This is a genomic window from Massilia sp. UYP34 (assembly GCF_056279385.1).
This window is the reverse complement of record NZ_JBWBRF010000002.1, coordinates 673,738-689,400: the sequence shown is the minus strand read 5'-3', so window position 1 is coordinate 689,400 and position 15,663 is coordinate 673,738. Positions and strand designations below refer to the sequence as shown.

Annotated in this window: 17 protein-coding genes; 8 read left to right on the top strand and 9 right to left on the bottom strand. The window is 64.3% G+C overall.

Annotation, left to right across the window (positions count from 1 at the left end; translation table 11 throughout):
* Positions 1-15: 15 nt before the first annotated feature.
* Genes ACZ9AQ_RS06450 through ACZ9AQ_RS06425 form a run of 6 tightly spaced genes read right to left on the bottom strand, consistent with a single transcriptional unit; the run spans position 16 to position 5,224 of the window.
* The gene (locus tag ACZ9AQ_RS06450) at positions 16-777 is read right to left on the bottom strand and encodes an N-acyl homoserine lactonase family protein (protein ID WP_429201832.1); all 762 of its coding nucleotides are present in this window, start codon (positions 775-777) and stop codon (positions 16-18) included.
* Positions 774-1,259 (bottom strand): (2Fe-2S)-binding protein, encoded by a 486-nt coding sequence (locus ACZ9AQ_RS06445; RefSeq protein WP_429201834.1) that lies wholly within the window; start codon positions 1,257-1,259, stop codon positions 774-776. The genes ACZ9AQ_RS06450 and ACZ9AQ_RS06445 overlap by 4 nt, the downstream gene beginning before the upstream one ends.
* Positions 1,252-2,145 (bottom strand): FAD binding domain-containing protein, encoded by an 894-nt coding sequence (locus ACZ9AQ_RS06440; RefSeq protein ID WP_429201835.1) that lies wholly within the window; start codon positions 2,143-2,145, stop codon positions 1,252-1,254. Before ACZ9AQ_RS06440 ends, ACZ9AQ_RS06445 begins: the two co-directional genes overlap by 8 nt.
* A gap of 1 nt (position 2,146) precedes the next feature.
* Entirely contained in the window at positions 2,147-3,613 is a 1,467-nt protein-coding gene (locus ACZ9AQ_RS06435) for an enoyl-CoA hydratase-related protein (protein WP_429201837.1), read from the bottom strand.
* Between the two features lie 13 nt (positions 3,614-3,626).
* Entirely contained in the window at positions 3,627-4,079 is a 453-nt protein-coding gene (locus ACZ9AQ_RS06430) for an acyl-CoA thioesterase (protein WP_429201838.1), read from the bottom strand.
* Entirely contained in the window at positions 4,076-5,224 is a 1,149-nt protein-coding gene (locus tag ACZ9AQ_RS06425; RefSeq protein ID WP_429201840.1) for an iron-containing alcohol dehydrogenase, read from the bottom strand. The genes ACZ9AQ_RS06430 and ACZ9AQ_RS06425 overlap by 4 nt, the downstream gene beginning before the upstream one ends.
* 172 nt (positions 5,225-5,396) lie before the next feature.
* Here ACZ9AQ_RS06425 and ACZ9AQ_RS06420 point away from each other — a divergent pair, with 172 nt between their 5' ends.
* Genes ACZ9AQ_RS06420 through ACZ9AQ_RS06405 form a run of 4 tightly spaced genes read left to right on the top strand, consistent with a single transcriptional unit; the run spans position 5,397 to position 8,536 of the window.
* Complete coding sequence (locus tag ACZ9AQ_RS06420; protein ID WP_429201842.1) at positions 5,397-6,416, top strand: XdhC family protein; 1,020 nt, start codon at positions 5,397-5,399, stop codon at positions 6,414-6,416.
* 13 nt (positions 6,417-6,429) lie between these two features.
* Positions 6,430-7,044 carry a phenylacetic acid degradation protein PaaY gene (locus ACZ9AQ_RS06415; RefSeq protein ID WP_429201844.1) on the top strand — a complete coding sequence of 205 codons (615 nt, stop codon included), beginning with the start codon at positions 6,430-6,432 and terminating at the stop codon, positions 7,042-7,044.
* Positions 7,041-7,844, top strand: coding sequence for an alpha/beta fold hydrolase (locus ACZ9AQ_RS06410; protein ID WP_429201845.1), 804 nt, complete (start codon positions 7,041-7,043; stop codon positions 7,842-7,844). The genes ACZ9AQ_RS06415 and ACZ9AQ_RS06410 overlap by 4 nt, the downstream gene beginning before the upstream one ends.
* Positions 7,841-8,536: a nitroreductase gene (locus ACZ9AQ_RS06405; RefSeq protein WP_429201847.1), complete on the top strand. Its 696-nt coding sequence runs from the start codon at positions 7,841-7,843 to the stop codon at positions 8,534-8,536. Before ACZ9AQ_RS06410 ends, ACZ9AQ_RS06405 begins: the two co-directional genes overlap by 4 nt.
* Positions 8,537-8,799: 263 nt before the next feature.
* Here the strand turns inward: ACZ9AQ_RS06405 and ACZ9AQ_RS06400 are convergent, their stop codons facing one another.
* Complete coding sequence (locus ACZ9AQ_RS06400) at positions 8,800-9,453, bottom strand: BON domain-containing protein (protein WP_429201849.1); 654 nt, start codon at positions 9,451-9,453, stop codon at positions 8,800-8,802.
* Between the two features lie 255 nt (positions 9,454-9,708).
* Between ACZ9AQ_RS06400 and ACZ9AQ_RS06395 the strand changes: the two genes are divergently transcribed.
* Together ACZ9AQ_RS06395 and ACZ9AQ_RS06390 are read left to right on the top strand one after the other, a co-directional pair.
* The gene (locus ACZ9AQ_RS06395) at positions 9,709-10,155 is read left to right on the top strand and encodes a PRC-barrel domain-containing protein (RefSeq protein ID WP_429201851.1); all 447 of its coding nucleotides are present in this window, start codon (positions 9,709-9,711) and stop codon (positions 10,153-10,155) included.
* A 160-nt stretch (positions 10,156-10,315) separates the two neighbouring features.
* The gene (locus ACZ9AQ_RS06390) at positions 10,316-11,308 is read left to right on the top strand and encodes an LLM class oxidoreductase (protein WP_429201852.1); all 993 of its coding nucleotides are present in this window, start codon (positions 10,316-10,318) and stop codon (positions 11,306-11,308) included.
* On the opposite strand, the gene ACZ9AQ_RS06385 is transcribed toward ACZ9AQ_RS06390, so the two are convergent.
* Positions 11,290-11,634, bottom strand: a complete 345-nt coding sequence (locus tag ACZ9AQ_RS06385; protein ID WP_429201854.1) for a DUF5335 domain-containing protein — start codon at positions 11,632-11,634, stop codon at positions 11,290-11,292. The two genes, ACZ9AQ_RS06390 and ACZ9AQ_RS06385, sit on opposite strands and share 19 nt — an antisense overlap.
* Positions 11,635-11,938: 304 nt before the next feature.
* On the opposite strand from ACZ9AQ_RS06385, the gene ACZ9AQ_RS06380 reads away from it, so the two are divergent.
* Positions 11,939-13,087, top strand: coding sequence for a low temperature requirement protein A (locus tag ACZ9AQ_RS06380; RefSeq protein WP_429201856.1), 1,149 nt, complete (start codon positions 11,939-11,941; stop codon positions 13,085-13,087).
* Between the two features lie 79 nt (positions 13,088-13,166).
* Here ACZ9AQ_RS06380 and ACZ9AQ_RS06375 read toward each other — a convergent pair whose 3' ends face one another.
* Positions 13,167-14,567: an aminotransferase-like domain-containing protein gene (locus ACZ9AQ_RS06375; protein ID WP_429201857.1), complete on the bottom strand. Its 1,401-nt coding sequence runs from the start codon at positions 14,565-14,567 to the stop codon at positions 13,167-13,169.
* A gap of 286 nt (positions 14,568-14,853) precedes the next feature.
* Between ACZ9AQ_RS06375 and ACZ9AQ_RS06370 the strand changes: the two genes are divergently transcribed.
* Complete coding sequence (locus ACZ9AQ_RS06370) at positions 14,854-15,516, top strand: response regulator (protein WP_429201859.1); 663 nt, start codon at positions 14,854-14,856, stop codon at positions 15,514-15,516.
* Positions 15,517-15,663 lie beyond the last annotated feature (147 nt).

Below are 15,663 nucleotides of genomic sequence, written 5' to 3'. Positions count from 1 at the left end.
AGACAGCGGCCAGCTTCAGTCGTAGAAGGCGGCGCCCTTCTTGAGCGTTTGCCACTGCTCGTCGTCGTGCCCGTACAGCACCGTTGCCCCCTGCGCTTCGATGCGGCGGATTTCGGCCATGGACTTCGACGACAGGTCGGCATTCCACGTGTTCCGGGGGTTCATTTCGCGCTCGAGATTGGCGCGCAGCGGCACCGCGTCCGACGCCAGCAGGAACTGCCCCGCCTTGTCGAGCGAAACCAGGGCGGCCGTCATGCCGGCGGTATGGCCGGGCACCGGAACCAGCACGATGCGGCCATCGTTGAACAGGTCGCGCTGGGCATCGATCGTTTCGACCGGCAGCGGGTGCTTCCAGTCCACCGGCAGATAGCCGATCTTTTCGGCGCCCTCTGCATTCGCCGCCGCCAGCTCGTCGGCATGGCAGATGACGCTGGCATTCCTGAAGAACTCATTGCAGCCGCAGTGGTCGGAGTGGAAGTGCGAATTGACGACCAGGTCGATATCGCCCGGGGCGTAGCCAATCGCCTGCAGCTGGCTGACGACGTTCTCGCCTTGCGCCGACACCGGAACCATGGCCTTGGCCATGCTGCCCCAGCGCGCTTCGGGATCGGTCTCGGTGGACGGATGGCAGCCGGTGTCGAAAAGCACATTGCCCTGGGGGTGACGCAGCAGGAAGCAGGAGACCGGCAGCGTGATCGTCTCGGCGCGGTCGGCATCGGGAATGTAGACACTTTTCTTCATGCGCAGGCGGCCACCTGACAGTACGTGCATCTTCATTTGGACACCTCGCTGTTCAGGTCGCGCACGACCCGGACCGCCTTGACGATGTTGGTATACCCGGTACAACGGCACAGGTTGCCCGACAGGCATTCGCGGATCTTGCCATCGGTGGCGAGGGGGTATTTCTGCAGCATGTCGGTCGATGTCATCAGCATGCCGGGCGTGCAAAAGCCGCATTGCAGCGCATGGCAGTCCTGGAAGGCCTGCTGCAGCGGGTTGAGGTTCTCGACGCTGCCGAGCCCTTCAACGGTACGGATCTGCAGCCCGTCCGCCTGCACCGCGAGCATCAGGCAGGCGCGCACGCTGTCTCCCTCGACCATGATGGTGCAGGCGCCGCAGATGCCGTGTTCACAGCCGACATGGGTACCGGTCAGCCCCAGCGTGTGGCGCAGGAAGTCCGACAGCAAGGTGCGCGGTTCTACCTGGCGCCGGTAGTTGACGCCGTTGACGGTAACGGTGATGTCGTGGGTCTCACTCATGTTTCTCTCCAATCTGTTCGCCCAGCGCCCGGCGCCATGCGGTGGTGACGGCGCGTCGCACCAGGTTGCCGACCAGGTGGCGCCGGTAGTCGGACGACGCGTGCAAATCGCTCGGCGGCTCGACGGCCGAACGTACGGCCGCCACTACCTGGCCGAGGATGGCTTCGTCGCAGGCTTCGTCATACAGCACGGTCTCCGCGTCGAACATGCGCATGGGCGTGTCGCCGACGCCCATCACGCCCACCCGCGCCTGGGTGATCTTTCCATCTTCCACGGCCAGGATCACGCCGACCGCGGCCAGTGCGAAGTCGCCCGAGCGCCGCGCAACTTCCTCGAACGCCCAGCCGGCGCCCGGCGGTAATGCCGGCACGTTGATGTCGGTGACGATTTCGCCTTCTTCCACGGCCGAGGTCAGGGAACCGAGGAAGAAGTCCTCGGCCGCGACGGCCCGGCGGCCGCGTGGCGACACGATCCCGATCTCGGTCTCGAGCAGGACCATCATCAGCGGCAATTCCGCGGCAGGATCGGCATGCGTGATCGAACCGCCGATGGTGCCGCGGTTACGGATGGCAAGGTGCGCCACATGCGCCATGGCCGCGTTCAACACCGGGAACAGCCGCTTGACGACTGGCGACGTTTCCAGCACGTGATGGCGGGTCAGCGAACCGATGCGCAAGCCGCCATCGGGTTGTTCTTCGAGATAATTGAGCTCCTCGATCCGGTTGATGTCGATCAGGATCGTCGGGTTGAGAAGCCGGAAATTCAGCATCGGCACCAGGCTCTGGCCCCCGGCGATGATTTTGCCGTCGCCTTCTGCGGCCACGAGGGCGGCGATCGCCTCGTCTACCGTCGTCGGACGGATGTAATCGAACTTTGGTGGTTTCATGCTACTTCCCAGCGAATACAGGTTGGCGCTTCTCGACGAAGGCCTGGCGCGCGTCGCGGTAGTCCTCGCTCGCCACCGCGCGGTCGATCACCGCGTCCACGAGCTCATCGGAAAGCGTGCCCATGTCCATGGTCAGCCCGTCAAGCAGCACCTTGGTGCCGGCGATCGTCAACGGTGCGTTCTCGGCCATGACGCCCGCCATGGAGCGCGCCGCGCGCATGGGATCCGGGCTGACGCGCTGGGCAAAGCCCATGCGCAACGCCTCGCGTGCCCCGAACTTCCTGGCCCCGAACAGGACGCGCTTGGCGTTGGCGGCGCCGACCAGGTTCAAGAGACGACGGGTTCCGCGCACGCCATAGACGATCGACAGGCGCGCCGCCGGGATACCGAACTGCGCATCGCTGTGGGCGACACGGAAATCGCATGACATGGCCAGATTGCAGGCGCCACCCATGCAAAAGCCGTTGATGACAGCCAGGGTGGGCTTGGGTACTGCGGCGATCGCGTCGCAGCAGCGGTCGACCTCCTTCTCGTACTCGACGCCCTGCTCGACCGTTGCCCGCACCTTGGCGAACTCGGCAATGTCCGCGCCTGCGCTGAACGTCCCGCCGGCGCCGGTCAGGAGAATGGCGCGCACTTCCGGGTCGCGGCCAAGCTCGGTGAAAATCCGGCCCAGATCGCGCCACATCGCGAGCGACATCGCATTCTTCTGGGCCGGGCGGTTCAGCGTGACCAGCGCTGCCTTGTAGCGACCGGTCGCCGCCGGCGCCGGCGCGGGCGCTGGCGTGGTCTGGGCAGGAGCCAGACCCAGCCAGCGCGCAATGATGCCCGGGTTGAGCTGGGGGACTTCCGGCAGCGCGTCGAACTGCGCATCTTCTGCGACATCCACCATGGTCACAACGATGGCGTCCCCGGACGCACGGGCGCCGGAACTGGCTGGCCCGGCCTCGGACACGGACACAGCAGCATCGGCCACCATCGGCGTAGCCGTCGCGACCGCAGGCGCGGCGGCTGGCGCGCTGTCCTGGCTGAGCACTGCCTCGTTAAAGCTGGCGAAGAACTGGTCGGCCAGCTTCCTCGCCGTGGAGTCGATCATGCGCGACCCGAGCTGGGCCAGCTTGCCACCGATATTCGCGTTCACGGCGTAATGCAGCACTGTCGTGGCCGGACCTTCCGATTCGAGCCGCACGATGATGTCGGCCTTGGCAAACCCCGCGACCCCGCCCTGCCCCTCGCCAGTCAGACGATAGCTCACCAGCGGCACGATGTCCGACAGCGTGACCTTGCCCGCGAACCTGGCCCTGATCGGCCCGACCTTCACCACCACGTCCGATACAAATTCGGTGTCGGACACTTTCTCGAGCGACTCGCAACCAGGGATGCTGGCCTTCAACACCTCGGGGTCGTTAAGCGCTGCCCATACTGCTTCGCGTGAAGCCTCGAGCCGGATCCGATCGTTCATTTCCATAGTCTTGCTCCAATCAGTTGCTGTTTTCAGCCGCGTGCAGGGGTTGCAACGCGCGGCGATATACATCGGGTAAGGCCACCGGCCGGTTGCTCGCGCGGTCGACATAGACGTGTACGAAATGGCCTTGCGCCGCAGCGACGTCGTCGCTCTTGCGGAAGATCGCGAGTTCGTAACGCACGCTGCTGGTGCCGATCTTGCCGACCCGCAGGCCAACCTCGATCGTTCCCGGAAACGCCACCGGGCTGAAATAGCGGCACTGGGTTTCCACTACCAGCCCGATCACGTCGGCCCGCGCGATATCCAGCGCGCCTTGCGCGATCAGATAGTGGTTCACCGCAGTATCGAAGTACGAGTAGTAGGTGACGTTATTGACGTGGCCATATGCGTCGTTGTCCATCCAGCGCGTCTCGATCGCATGGAAGTGGAAGAAGTCGGCCCGGGTGGCGGCAGGTTCGCGGGTGCTCACAGGACCTCCTCGTAGATCGCGTGCGCATCGGCCAGCAGCAGCTCGCGCGGGTTATTCACGAGCAGGCGCGTCTGCAACATCGCATCCGCCGCCAGCGAGGGCAGATCGGCCTTGACGATGCCGACATCGGCCAGGCGGGTGGGCAGGCCCAGTTCAGCCGGCAGCGCCGCCAGTTGGCGTACGAGCGCGGCGGTCTTTTCGGATGCTGTCCCGCGCGCGCCTGGTACGACGATGTCCGCCAGCTGCGCGTAGAGTTCAGGCGCCGCCTCGGCGTTGAACCGCAGCACCGCTGGCAAGACCAGCGAATTCGACAAGCCATGCGGCACATGGAAGCGCGCCCCGATCGGGTAGGCCAGCGCGTGTACTGCCGCCACCGGGGAATTGGCGAACGCCATGCCCGCCAACATCGCGCCCAGCAGCATGTTCTCGCGTGCCGCACGGTTGCTTCCGTTGCGGCAGGCTTCATGAATATTCGCGACGAGCAGGGACAGTGCTTCCCTTGCGAAAACGTCGGACAAGGGATTCTTCAGGCGCTTGCTGGTGAACGCCTCGATCGCATGGACCATCGCGTCGACACCGGTCGCGGCAGTGACATGCGGCGGTAACCCGAGGGTCAGGTCGGCGTCCAGAACGGCCCAGTCGGGGATGATCACCGGGGTCACGACACCCTTCTTCTGCCCTTCGCCGGTTGTGACGATCGAGATCGGTGTGACCTCCGAACCGGTGCCGGCCGTGGTCGGCACGAGGATCAGCGGCAGGCGCGGCCCCTTGGCTGCGCCGACTCCGTACACCTGCTCGAGCGTTTCGCGTCCGGGAGCCAGCAATGCCACCAGCTTCGCGACGTCCAGTGAACTTCCGCCGCCCAGGCCAATGACGCCGTCCGCCTTGGCCGAGACGGCAGCGTCGACCGCCGCCATCACGATCGCCGCGGGTGGATCGGCCTGGACGTCCGAATACACGGTAACGGCCACGCCGGCCGCCGCCAGGCTGGCCAGGGCGGGCGTGAGCAAACCAGCCTGCTCCACGCCCTTGTCAGTCACCAGAAAGATTGTTTGGCAGCGCAGCTGCCTGGCCAGCTCGCCCAGCCGCGCGCTGGAACCGGAGCCCACCAGGGTGGAACGGGGGGTTTGAAATTCGAAGTTCACATTCACTCCATTTGGTCGCTTGCGTAAGTGGACTATATACCAGCCAATTTGGCAAAACAAGTACGGGGTAACAATATTTTTTGCGCATGATATTCGCTGGCGCAGGCGAACTTGGCTTTACTTTTCAAGCAATCATAACTAGACTAAAAACGTCATTTTTGAAAAGTGAACGATGGATAGTATCGATCTGGAAGTGCTGACGACCGCGGTCAAGTGGTCCGCCGATGGCGAATACACCCTGCTCGCCACGGTCGTGCGCACATGGGGGTCGGCACCGCGCCCGGTCGGGTCGATGATGACCATCCGCGCTGACGGTCACGTGCGCGGGTCGATTTCAGGTGGCTGCATCGAGGACGACCTGATCGCCCAGGTGCAGTCCGGCCAATACCATGCGCAGACCCCCCAGGTTCTTACTTACGGGCTCTCCGCCGACGAGGCGCACCGCTTCGGGCTGCCCTGCGGCGGCACCCTGCAAATCGTGGTCGAATGCGTCACGCCGCAGTCGCAGCTGGCGCCGCTGCTGGCTGCGATAGCCCGCCAGGGCCTGGTCACGCGGGAGCTCGACCTCGACAGCGGCGCAGCCACGCTACGCGCCGGCGCACACGTGGGAGCGCTGGCCCTGTCGCGCGACCGCCTGATCACCGTGCACGGACCACGCTACCGCCTGGTGATCATCGGCGCCGGCCAGCTGACACGCTATGTGGCGGGCATGGCGCGGGCACTCGACTACCAGGTGATCGTCTGCGACCCGCGCGACGAATTCATCGGGGAATGGGATGTCGAGGGCGTGGAGTTGTCGCGCGAGATGCCGGACGACCTGATATTGCGCCTGCAGCTCGACTCGCATTGCGCCGTTCTGGCGCTGACGCATGACCCCAAGCTCGACGACATGGCCTTGCTCGAGGCGCTGAAATCGCCCGCCTTCTACGTCGGCGCGATCGGTTCGCGTTCCAGCAACCTGCGCCGCCGCGAGCGGCTCGCGCTGTTCGACGTCAGCGCCGCGGAAATCGCTCGGCTCCACGGGCCGGTCGGTCTCCATCTGGGCGCACGCACGCCGCCCGAGATTGCCATTTCCATCCTTGCCGAGATGACCGCGTTGCGTAATGGCGTGGATGTGCTTCAAACACATGAGCGCCGGCCGGCGAGCACCGCCCATGACGATGCCGTCTGCGCTTTGCCCCAGACCACCTGACAGAAAGGCTTGCATGCTCCAGATATATTCCATCGACGGCGTCACGCCGGTCGTTCATCCGAGTGCCTATGTCCATCCGAGCGCCGTGCTGATCGGCGACGTGATCATCGGTCCGCGCTGCTATATCGGGCCGCTGGCCAGCCTGCGCGGCGATTTCGGCCGCATCATCATCAACGAGGGCGCCAACATCCAGGACGGGTGCGTGCTGCACGGCTTTATGGACAGCGACACTGTCGTCGACGTCGATGGTCACATCGGACATGGCGCGGTGCTGCATGGGTGCCGGATCGAGCGTGACGCCATGGTGGGCATGCACGCGGTCATCATGGATGACGCGGTGATCGGCGAGTCGAGCATCGTCGGGGCCTTGTCGTTCGTCAAGGCCGGCATGGAGGTGCCCGCACGCAGCCTTGTCGTCGGCCTACCGGCAAGGATAGTCCGCCCGTTGCGCGACGACGAAATAGCATGGAAACGGAAAGGGACGATGCAGTACCACGAACTGACCGAACGCTCGATACGCACGATGCGGGCCGTGCCGCCCCTTGCCGAGGTCGAGGCCGATCGACCGCGTGTTCAAGCGGTTGGTCGTGCGCAGCCCAAGATTCGCGACCGGGCAGAACGCACGTGACGGCGCTCAAGCGGACCGCACTCCTGCTGCAAGGCAGGCAGATCGAGCTCGAGTACGAATGGATCACGGCGCAGCGTGCTGATGCACCACTGATCGTGTTCCTGCATGAAGGACTCGGCGCGGCGGCGGTGTGGGGAGATTGGCCGACAGTACTGTGTCGCGCGACGGGCTGTCGGGGCCTGGTCTATTCGCGCTACGGTTACGGTAGCTCGACGCCCCGTCCGCCAGGTGAACCTTGGCCCATCGACTATCTCGGTCATGAGGCGCGCGAGGCATTGCCGGCACTGCTGGACGCTCTCGGGGTCGATGCCGCGCGCGACCAGCCCATCCTGTTCGGGCACAGCGACGGCGGGTCGATCGCGCTGCAGTACGCAGCGGCATTTCCACAGGCTGTCCGGGCGATCGTTGTCGTCGCTGCCCATTTGTTTACCGAGGAAATGGGGTCCGGGCGGATCCGCTGGATGCAGCATCGCTACGCCAATTCTGCCCTCCGGAGCAACCTCGCCGCCGTACATGACTGCCCCGACGACGTGTTCCGCGGCTGGAGCGAACTGTGGCTGTCGGAGCGCTTTCGCGACTGGAACATCGAACGATGCGTGCCAATGATCCAGTGCCCTGTGCTGGCTGTGCAGGGCGCGGAGGACCAGTATGGGACGTTGGACCAACTCGACCAGATCGCGCGACTGGCCCGGAACGCGACACGTGTCGTTCTCGAACGATGCGGCCACTTTCCCCATTCGGAGCAGCCCGCCGCGCTTGCGGCAGCAGTAAAAACGTTCTTGGAAAAGGAAATCTCATGATCTCAAGCCAGCAGCAGGAAGCGGTCGATGCCGCCATCACGTCGCGCCGTTCGATCCGCGCCTTCCTTGATAAACAGGTCGAGCGGACCGACCTCGAGCGCATCCTCGAAGTGGCGGCGCGCGCGCCTTCCGGCACGAATACCCAGCCATGGAAAGTGTATGTGCTGACCGGCCAGGCGCGCGTGGCCCTGTCGGACGCCATCCTCGCCGCGCACACGTCTCCGGAATTGTCGCGCCAGCACACCGAGGAATACGCCTACTACCCGCGCGAATGGGTGTCGCCCTTCATCGACCGCCGCAGGAAAGTCGGCTGGGACCTGTACAGCCTGCTTGGCCTGGCGCGCGAGGACAAGCCCGGCATGGCCGCCCAGCATGCACGCAATTTCCGCTTCTTCGATGCGCCCGTCGGGCTGATCTTCACCATCGACCGCATCATGGAGCAGGGCTCCTGGCTCGACTACGGCATGTTCTTGCAGAACATCATGGTGGCGGCGCGCGCACGCGGTCTCGACACCTGTCCGCAGGCGGCCTTCACCCAGTACCACCGCATCATTGCCGAGCAATTGCAGCTGCCGTCGAATGAAATGGTGGTCTGCGGCATGGCGCTCGGCTGGGCCGATCCCGCGAAGATCGAAAACTCGCTTGTTACCGAGCGCGAGCCGCTGTCGAGGTTTGTCGAGTTTGTAAATTAGGTATTGAGTCCGTTACACAATCCTCGGCTTTGCGCCAGTGCCCTGGCGGGCACCGGTCGCAAACGATAAAAGGCGTTCTCCTCGAATGCCTTGACTTGCCCCTGGGATCGGGGTGGGATATGCGGAATGCGAATCTGCAGCCAGGGGATGGGATCTCGCCGCGTGAGCTGAGCCAACGATCCGCCGGCGTGGTTCATTCCGGGTACATGGGAGTGCTCCTGTAGTCTGGCGTACATGGCTCCCAGATCTGTGTCGGCGTTGTCTCAGGGCTGGACAACGATACGGTCCTCGACCCTCTTGACGCCCGGCGCCATCCATGCCGCGCGTTCGGCCTGCTCGCGCTCAAACCAAGAGTGCACGGTTCCCTTGAGGACCACTTCGCCGTCGCTGGCCTCGACCTGGACATTTTTCGCATCGACCTCGGCACTGCGCATGAACGCTTCCTCGATCTTGCGTTTGATTTCTTGTGCAGCAACCTTGGGCGTGATCTTGATCGAGTTGATCACCCCTTTGCAACCTTTCACGCCACGTGCCGACATCTCGGCCTTTTCTTTCTGGTAGTGCCACTCGGCCTCGCCCTCCAGCGTGATCCAGCCGTCCCTGACGATCACCTTGAAGTTCTGGTAAGAATAAGGCAGCTGCGCTTTCAGCGCCGCGACCGCGTCGCGTGCGATGTCCGGATCCGGACGCTGGTCCACGCTCGGCAGGCGGACCTCGAGATCGTTAGCGACGCCAACCACCCCCTGTACCCGCTTCGCATCCTTTTCCGCCTCGATTTTCTGGAGGTAACTCGGAATAAACCCTGCCAGGGTGACAACCCCGCTCTTGACGCTCACCGCGATGTTCGTTGGATCGATGTCGGGGTCGTATCGCAATTCAGCCTCGACATCTCGTTTAATCTCGTCATCCGTTTTCATCATACCTCCACTTGCTCCATAGCTAGGAATCTGGCAAGGCTCTTCGCCGTTCGCCACCGTCCATGCGCCAGTCGACGTGACGCCGGCGCCGCGCATGAAGGATTCAGTATAGGTACGTACTGCGGACCCGCAAGTAAATACTAGTCTCTGAGACCTCAGGGTAGATGTAGATCAAGCTCCCAATGACTTCGATCCGTGCGTGCCACCGTCGCTCCTATAGTTGGATGCCAGATGGCTAACCAGGAGGGTAGCGTCATGAAACGAATCATTGCAGTCTTAGCGATATCTGCGGCACCGCTCTGCATGGGCGTTGCATCGGCCCAGGCGCCGGCGGCGTCGACCGCGCAGGCCCCTGCCGCGCCGGTTGTGGGCAGGGCGCCGTTGGGCGTCACCGTGATCGAGCTGGAAGCTGTCGTCGTCGGATGGAGCGCCAAGCAAGATCTGATCGGCAAGACAGTCGTCAACGACAAGAGCGAAAAGGTCGGCAAGATCGACGACCTGATCATCTCCCCAAGCAAGGATGGCAAGCTCCCCGCGGCCTCGTTTGCGATCATCGGCGTGGGTGGATTCCTCGGGATCGGCAAGCGCGACGTGGCCATCCCGATGGAGCAGTTGAAGCTCCAGAATAAGCAGATGACCTTGCCTGGGGCGACGAAGGAGGCGCTCAAGGCGATGCCCCCGTTCGTGTACCAGAAGAGGTAGCGCGTACCACCTCACCCGGCGCCGGGCGGCATCGGCCGGCTGCATACGGCGGCCTGCCCGGCGATCGCGCGACGTCGGGTTCCGGGCGTGCTGGGGCCGGCCGCCGACCGGCGATGTCCCGCGCTCGATATATCCGGTGGGAGATCGACAGGACGAGATCATGGCAGACATGCTGACAGTGAACCGGAGCGCCAAGCCAGGCGATTGCAAAGGCTTTCAGCGCATGTTTGCGCCGAACCGCCTGACGCTCGGCGTGTTCTTCCCGATCGAGGCGTTCGCCGGCGACCGGCCGACCATGCTCGGCCAGGAGCGCCTGGCGCGCCGCGCCGAAGAGCTGGGATATGCTGCGCTCTGGTGCCGCGACGTGCCGCTGCGCGATCCCAGCTTCGGCGACGTGGGCCAGGTGTACGATCCGTGGGTCTATCTGGGCTGGATCGCGGCGCAGACCCACGACATCGCGCTGGCCACCGGCGCCCTGGTCCTCACCCTCCGCCACCCCCTGCATACCGCGAAGGGCGTGGCATCGATCGACCGGCTGTCGGGCAACCGCCTGGTCCTCGGCATCGCCTCCGGTGACCGGCCCGTCGAGTTCCCGGCCTTCGGCATCGACTTTGAACAGCGTTCGGCCCTGTTCCGCGACAACCTGCGCGTCGTGCGCACGGTCCTCGCCGAAGAGTTCCCGCAAGTCCAGTGGCCGCACGGCACCCTGGACGGGAGCGCGGATCTCGTACCCAAGCCGATCACGCCCGTGCCGATGCTCGTGACCGGTCACAGCGGCCAGCCGCTGGATTGGATCGCCAAACATGCGGATGGGTGGATCACCTACCCGCGCGCACTCCAGCGTCAGGCCGAGGTCGCGGCGCTTTGGCGCGCCGCGGTCGAAACCGCCGCGCCCGGCGTCTTCAAGCCGTTCGTGCAATCGTTCTACGTCGACCTGAGCGACGATCCCGACGCCGCGCCAACGCCGATCCACCTGGGCTTTCGCGGCGGCCGGCACTTCGTCCTGCGCTTTCTCGAGGCGTTGCGCTCGATCGGCGTCAACCACGTCATCCTGAACTTCAAGTACGGCGCACGCAATGCGGGCGACGTGCTCGACGAGATCGGTCAAGAGATCCTGCCGCGGCTGGCGGCCGGTCACGGGGACGGGTCGTAAGGCAGCATGAGCGGATCGCGCAGCCGGATAATCTGGCGCACGTCGTCGGCGTCGATCACCTCCATGCTCGTCAATCCCGCCGGCTCCTGGTTGATGTAGATGTCGCGGGGGTGCCGGATCAGGTGGTCGAGTCCTTCCAGCAGCACCTCCACCAGATCGTTCTTGTGGTCGTAAGTGATGCCCAGCAGCGGCACCCACTTGGCGGCGATCTGCACGCCGATATTCAGCGACGCGACCTCGATCTCGGTTTGTTTGCCCAAGATTAACTTCGAAATCCGGTCAAAATAGGGTTGCCACACCTCTTTGTCGAGCTTGACTGTAGCCATCGGGTCTACCTCCGTGTGTTGCGGTTGACAAAGCGCCGCCCGAACCTGCTCGGCGCCGACCACCTGCGGCGCGCCGGGCGGGTTCCCGGCTGCGCAACACAGGCAAGCGATTTCAGTTAGACCGCGTGGCGCGCGCTAAATTCGCCTTGCGCAAAATGGAAAGGAATAGCGGAACCCTGGGTCGGCTTTGGTGTCCAAATAAGATGGAGCACTAGAGAAATGCGCATCACTGCCACGAACACCACGCGGTAGACCCTGGCGGGGCAACTGGCGCGGGTCTGGTGCAGGGCGAGCACCAGGCCACATGTACAACACAAAATATTTCGATCCTAATCGGCACGCCACCTGGCTGGAGTTGTTCTTCGACCTGATCTTCGTGGTAACGATCGGTGACGTCACGCATATCCTGAGCCACACACACGAGGGGCATCTCGACCCGGTCCAGTTCTGGAAGTTCGTGCTGATTTTTATCCCATTGTGGTGGATCTGGGCGAGCCACACGATGTATGCCAACCGGTTCGACGCGGACGACCGCAAGCACCGCCTGGCAACCCTGGTCATCATGTTCCTGCTGATCGTCGTCTCGGGCCTGATCGGCAAGCGATTCCTGACCAGCTTCGACGCCATCGTCTTCTGCTACGTCGGCGCGAAATACGTCATCGCCATGATGTACTTCGTGTCGAAATACCGGCACCCGGAAAGTGCGGGGCTCGCCAGCGCGATCGGCCGGGTGATCGTGGCCGGGGCCACCCTCAGCCTCGCGGCGGTCCTGTTCGCGCCGCCATGGCAATATGTGATGTTTTATGTCGGCATATTGTTCGATCTGCTGGCGTTCATCTTTTTCTTGCCGCGTCATCTACGGACCATTCCCGTGCACACCGAACACCTGATCGAGCGTGTCGGTCTGCTCACGATCATCATACTTGGCGAGTCCGTGTTCAGCATGTCCGCGGGACTGGCGAACATCAACTGGACCGCGCAGAGAATGGCCACTGCCGCCACCGGCTTCGTGATGGTATCGGCCATCTGGTGGGTCTATTTCGACAGTTTTCATCTGCTGACCGAACGCAAGCTCACTACCGGCCATTCGGTGCTGTACTCGCACCTTCTCGTCTTCGTCGGCCTGTCGGTGCTGGCCAGCCTGATCCGGCATGCGATCCTCGACGACATCGTGGAGTCCGACTTCCGTGCACTGGCGGTGATCGGCGCGCTCTGCTTTTTCATCGGCAAGCAGTACGGCTATTTCATGGAACGCCCCGAATTGCGGGGGCGGCTGGTCGTCAATACCCTGATCGCCTTCGCCTTGTGCGGCATCGCTATCCTGCTGCCCGGAACCAGCTACATGCTGCTCGGCCTCACCGTCGCGATGATCTGTTATGCTCTCCTCAGCCTGCGCTACCGGAACGTCCCGCCTGCACCCGCGCCCCCTGCAAGCGACGGCGCGCGTTTCTGATCCCCGTTTCTGGTCCCGTTTCTGATCCCGTTCCTGATCCCTCCCCCACGCGCCAGGTGCCGCCTGCACGGCGCGCGGACTACGCGGGCGGCGTACCAGAACTCTCCGGCCGCCGCGCCAGCAGCTGGGACAGCCGCTGCAGGCCCGTCTGCAGGCGTCCCCGGTCCCTGACACAGCCCAGCGAAATCCGGATCGCGTTCACCGAATCGCTTCCATTGGCAAACGCCTCGCCGGGGGCGACCGCCATGCCTTCCTTGTCCGCCGCGCGCGCAAGCTGGGTGCCATTCCAGTACGCGGGCAACTCGAGCCATACGTGCAGGCCGTCACCCACACCGGTGTACCGGCCGGCCAGGATATTTCGCGCCATCCGATGCCGGATCCGCGCTTCGGTGCGCACCCCTTCCAGCAGCCGGGCGGCGGAGCCGTCCAGGATCCACTGGGTTGCAAGCGCTCCCGCCAACGGTGGAGCCATCAATGCGAACGACCTCAATGCGACCAGCAGACGCTCACGTTCCTGCGGGTCGGGCACGAGGACGAAGGCGATCCGCAGTCCCGGAGTCAGGCATTTCGACAGGCTCGAGATGTAGTACGCATGGCTTGGGGCGGACGTGGCGATGGGCGGCGGCGGGGCCTCGGCGAGAAGCCAGTAAGGATCGTCCTCGACGATGCGCACACCGGCATGCCTGGCGATGGCGGCGAGCTCCTGCCGCCGTTGCGCCGGCATCGTGACCGTCGTCGGATTCTGCAATGTCGGATTCAGATAGACCAGCCGCGGCGCGTGTTCGCGGCACGCTTGTTCGAGGCGCTCGGGCAGCATCCCGTGCCGGTCGGCGCCAACCGTCACGATGCGCCGGCCGAACTGCGTCGCCGCCGCGCGCAGGCCCGGATAGCCGGTCGGCTCGACCAGGATCACGTCGTCCGGCGCGGTCAGCGTCAGGATCAACGCGGCGATCGCGGCCTGGGCGCCCGGACAGACGATCACCTGGCGCGGATCGACGCGCCCGAACATCGGCGCCATCCAGCGCGCGCCCACCTCGCGATCGGATTCGCTGCCGCCACCCAGGTGGTAGCTCATCAGCAATCCGCTATCCGCCCGCATCAGCACCTGGCGCAGGCCCTGCTTGAGCATGTCGTCGAAGTCGACGCCATCCGGCGGCGGCGGCGTGTTCATGCTCAGGTCGAGCACCGGCGCCAGGTCGAACTTCGGCGCCGCGACGTAGGTGCCGCGCGCGCCCCGCCCTTCCAGCAGGTGGCGGCGCTTCGCTTCGTCGTAGGCGCGGGTGACCGTGGTCAGGTCGACGTCCAGCTGCGCCGCCAGCTGGCGCTGCGGCGGCAGGCGGTCGCCCGACTTCAGGAGGCCATCGGCCACTGCCTGCTGCAGCGCATCCGCAATCTGCAGGAACCGCGGGCCGCCGTGCGCGGCCAGCCGGGGTAACCAGCTTGCCGATCGGTCATCTTGCAAGGATGTTAGCTGGGACATTTTGTCTCAATGTATGGAAATTGTTTCTGATTAGGATGTCGTGGGTTGTACATACATTGAGGCCAAGCCCGGCAAGTCGAGTGGCGGCCTGCGCCACTCATCTCATACATATTAGGCAAAAAATCGACGGGACAATGGTGCGATCCGGTCGTCCGTGAAAAATGACCGATCGTATGGCGCAGGAATCTGGCGCAGGAATCGCCTCTCACACCCTGCCGGTCCCGGCCGAGCCTTGGTCCGCGATGGCGGTCCTGGCGTTGTCATGAAGCTGGCTTGAATTTACCTTATGAACATCTTACCTCTCCCGTGCCCCCAGGTCATCCGGGTCGCCGTTGCCGACGACCATCCGCTTGTTCGCGAAGGCGTCAAGAACGTCTTGTCGGTGGAATCCGATATCATCCTGGTGGGGGAAAGCGGCAGCCTGCCAGCCACCCTGGACATGGTGCAGGCTACCGAGCCGGACGTGCTGCTGCTCGACCTGAACCTGAGCCCGACGCATGAACTGGACGCGCTGCGCACCGTGACCGCGCGCTGTCCCGGCATGCCGGTCCTCGTGCTCAGCGCGCACGGCGAGGAGCAGTTCGGCATTGCCGTCCTGCGGCTGGGCGCGTCGGGCTACATCAGCAAAACGCTGGCCGCCGACGTCGTGGTCAAGGCCATCCGCAAGGTGCACGCCGGCGGGCGCTACGTCAGCGAAACCCTGGCCGAACTGCTTGCCAACGAAGCGGCGTCGCCTTATCTGCGCAAGGCGCACGAGCGCCTGACCGACCGCGAACATCAGGTATTGGGCTTGCTGGCCACGGGCACCGCGGTCAAGCAGGTGGCGGGCAAGCTCGACATCAGTATCAGCTCCGTCAACACCTACCGCTGCCGTATCTTCACCAAACTGCACATCAGGAACAACGCCGAGTTGATCCGCTATGCCTTCCGGCACGGGCTGGTCAGCTGACCTGGCGCCGCGCGCGCTCCAGCCGGCACGGCCATGCCCCCCGGCAGCGCAGGTCGATCTGCGGCAAGCGGTCCGACCGGTCGAGCTCCTGTCGTGTTCCGCCAGCCATGCGCGCGCCTTCGACGTCACTCGTGTGTCAGTTTGACC

Coding starts and splice junctions, on each gene's coding strand:
- ACZ9AQ_RS06450 (WP_429201832.1), bottom strand. CDS start 777: ATGAAGATGCACGTACTGTCAGGTGGCCGCCTGCGCATGAAGAAAAGT.
- ACZ9AQ_RS06445 (WP_429201834.1), bottom strand. CDS start 1,259: ATGAGTGAGACCCACGACATCACCGTTACCGTCAACGGCGTCAACTAC.
- ACZ9AQ_RS06440 (WP_429201835.1), bottom strand. CDS start 2,145: ATGAAACCACCAAAGTTCGATTACATCCGTCCGACGACGGTAGACGAG.
- ACZ9AQ_RS06435 (WP_429201837.1), bottom strand. CDS start 3,613: ATGGAAATGAACGATCGGATCCGGCTCGAGGCTTCACGCGAAGCAGTA.
- ACZ9AQ_RS06420 (WP_429201842.1), top strand. CDS start 5,397: ATGGATAGTATCGATCTGGAAGTGCTGACGACCGCGGTCAAGTGGTCC.
- ACZ9AQ_RS06415 (WP_429201844.1), top strand. CDS start 6,430: ATGCTCCAGATATATTCCATCGACGGCGTCACGCCGGTCGTTCATCCG.
- ACZ9AQ_RS06405 (WP_429201847.1), top strand. CDS start 7,841: ATGATCTCAAGCCAGCAGCAGGAAGCGGTCGATGCCGCCATCACGTCG.
- ACZ9AQ_RS06400 (WP_429201849.1), bottom strand. CDS start 9,453: ATGAAAACGGATGACGAGATTAAACGAGATGTCGAGGCTGAATTGCGA.
- ACZ9AQ_RS06395 (WP_429201851.1), top strand. CDS start 9,709: ATGAAACGAATCATTGCAGTCTTAGCGATATCTGCGGCACCGCTCTGC.
- ACZ9AQ_RS06390 (WP_429201852.1), top strand. CDS start 10,316: ATGGCAGACATGCTGACAGTGAACCGGAGCGCCAAGCCAGGCGATTGC.
- ACZ9AQ_RS06385 (WP_429201854.1), bottom strand. CDS start 11,634: ATGGCTACAGTCAAGCTCGACAAAGAGGTGTGGCAACCCTATTTTGAC.
- ACZ9AQ_RS06380 (WP_429201856.1), top strand. CDS start 11,939: ATGTACAACACAAAATATTTCGATCCTAATCGGCACGCCACCTGGCTG.
- ACZ9AQ_RS06375 (WP_429201857.1), bottom strand. CDS start 14,567: ATGTCCCAGCTAACATCCTTGCAAGATGACCGATCGGCAAGCTGGTTA.
- ACZ9AQ_RS06370 (WP_429201859.1), top strand. CDS start 14,854: ATGAACATCTTACCTCTCCCGTGCCCCCAGGTCATCCGGGTCGCCGTT.